The organism is Actinomadura logoneensis, from assembly GCF_003428695.1.
Classification (GTDB): Bacteria; Actinomycetota; Actinomycetes; order Streptosporangiales; family Streptosporangiaceae; genus Spirillospora; species Spirillospora logoneensis.
The window spans coordinates 1-2,545 of the sequence record NZ_QURH01000645.1; the positions used below are offsets into that span (position 1 = coordinate 1).

Annotated in this window: 1 protein-coding gene; it reads right to left on the reverse strand. The window is 78.3% G+C overall.

Annotated features, from left to right (window positions below; all coding sequences use genetic code 11):
- The coding region (locus DZF91_RS25080) for a condensation domain-containing protein (protein ID WP_235834537.1) at positions 1 to 2,545 on the reverse strand (2,545 nt) is incomplete at both ends.

Consider the following 2,545-nt stretch of genomic DNA (forward strand, 5'->3'; position numbering starts at 1 on the left):
GTCGGCGCGGACGGCGTCCCGCCACGCGGGCGGGTCGCCCGGCTCGACCGGCAGGACGCAGCCGCCCGCCTCGAGCACCGCCAGCGCCGCCGCCACCCGTCCGGTGAGGTCGGAGTGGTCGACCGCGACGACCGTGCCGGGGCGCAGGTCGCAGGTGGCCGCGATCCGGCGGGCGCGTTCGTCGAGTTCGCGCAGCGGCGTCCGGACGCCGTCCGCGACCAGGACCGCCCCGGGCGCGCCGGTCTCCCCGGAGCCGGCAAAGGCGAGGTCGACCGCGGCGACGCGGGCGGACGGGTCGGCGGTGAACGCGCGCAGCACCCGCGCGAGACCGTCCGCGAACCGTCCGGCGGACGCCGGGTCGAGCGCGCCGTGCCGGTACTGGAGCCGCAGCCGCAGCCGTCCGTCCAGGTCGGCGAACACGGTCAGCGGGTAGTGCGACACCCCGATCGGCCGGTAGCCGTCGACGCCGAGCCCGGCCGCCGCGCCCGCCTCGGCGATCCCGGTCCCGCCGGACGGGAACGACTGGAACGCGACGAGCGTGTCGAACAGGACGTGCACCCCGGCCCACTCGTGCACGTCGGCGAGCGCGGCGTGCTCGTGGTCGAGGAGGTCCGCGCGCGCGGACCGCAGGCCCGCGACGACGTCCGCGAGGGCCTGCCACGGCGCGCACCGCACCCGGACCGGGACGGTGTTGAGGAACAGCCCGACCATCGCCTCGACGCCGTCCAGCTCGGCCGGACGGCCCGACACCGCCGCGCCGAACACCACGTCGGTGCGCCCGGTGGCGGCGGCGAGGACGACCGCCCACGCCGCCTGGACGAGGTGGTTGACCGTCGCGCCCAGCTCGGCCGCGCGGCGGACCAGCGCGTCCCCGTCGGCGTCCGCCAGCGGGACGGCCAGCTCGCCGAACCCGGACGCGTCGCCCGCCGAGCCCGCGACCAGCGTCGGCTCGACGCCGTCGAGCGCGTCGGCGTGCGTCCGCGCCGCCAGCTCCCGGTCCCGGCCGCCGAGCCAGGCGAGGAAGTCCCGGAAGGAGCGCCGCTCCGGCAGGTCCCGGCCGCCGTACAGCCGCAGCAGGTCGGTGACCAGCAGCGGCTCGGACCAGCCGTCGAACAGCGCGTGGTGGGCGGTGACCACCAGCTCGGCGCGGCCGGGCCGGACGCGGGCGAGCGTCATCCGCAGCAGCGGCGGGCTCGCCAGGTCGAACGGCTCGGCGCGGTCCCGGCCGAGGAACGCCTCGAAGGCGGCGGCGTCCGGGACGTCGATCTCGCGCCACGGCAGCGCCGCGCCCTCGACCACCAGCTGCGCCCAGTCGCCCGCCCCGGTCACCACGAACGCCGTGCGCAGCGCCGCGTGCCGGTCGAGCAGCGCCTGCCCGGCGGCGCGGAGCCGGGCGGCGTCCACCTCCCCGTCCAGGCCGACGACCAGTTGCACCTGGTAGGCGTCGCCGCCCTCGGCGGCGTCGGTCATGACCGTGTGGTGCAGCATCCCCGCCTGCAGCGGCGTCGGCGGCCACACGTCGACCAGGCCGGGGTGCCGCTTGCGCCAGGCGTCCAGCTCGTCCTGCGTCACCGCGACGAGCGGGACGTCGGACGGGGTGAGGCCGCCCGCGTCGGGGCCCGCCGCGTGCGCGGCCAGCCCGGTCAGCGCCTCGCACCACAGCTCGGCCAGCTCGCGGACCTCGCCGGCCGGCAGGACGCCGCGCGGCGCGGCGAACATCGCGTTCAGGCGCGGGCCGTCCGGGCCGTCGGTCACGGTCGCGTTGATGTCGACCTCGGCCTGCGCGGGCATCGCCGGGTTGTGGCCCGCGTCCAGGATGGCCAGCTCCTCCAGCTCGGCCAGGTCGCCGCTCAGGTTCCAGCCGAGGCCGCGCAGGTCCTCCGGCATGTCGGCCGCGCCGAACCGGCCGAGGTAGTTGAACCCGATCTGGCCCAGCGGACGGCCGCGCAGGGCGGCGGCGGTCTCCTCGTTCAGGTAGCGCAGCAGCCCGTAGCCGAGGCCCTTGTCGGGGACGGCCCGCAGCGTCTCCTTCACCGCGCGGATCGCCGCGCCCGCCGCCGGGCCGCCCGCGAACGCCTCGTCCACGTCGATCCCGGCCAGGTCCAGCCGCACCGGGAACACGCTGGTGAACCAGCCGACCGTGCGGGACAGGTCCGCGCCCGGCACGGCGTCCTCCTCGCGGCCGTGCCCCTCCAGCCGCAGCAGCGTGGACGGCTCGGCCACGCCCCGCGCCCGCCGCCACCGCGCGACGGCCAGCGCCAGCCCGGCGAGCAGGCCGTCGTTGACGCCGCCGTGGAACGCGGCGGGCACGGTCGTCAGCAGCGCCTCGGTCACGCGCGGCGGCAACGACACCCGCACGTTCTCGACCGTCCCCATCACGTCGACGGCCGGGTCGAGGCGGCGCGCGCCGAGCACCGGGTCGGGGCCGTCCAGGACGGACCGCCACCAGCCGAGCTCGGCGACCCGCTCCGGCGCGGACGCGGCCTCGGCCATCGCGTGCGCCCAGCGCCGCGCGGACGTCGCGACCGGCGGCAGGCCCGGAGCC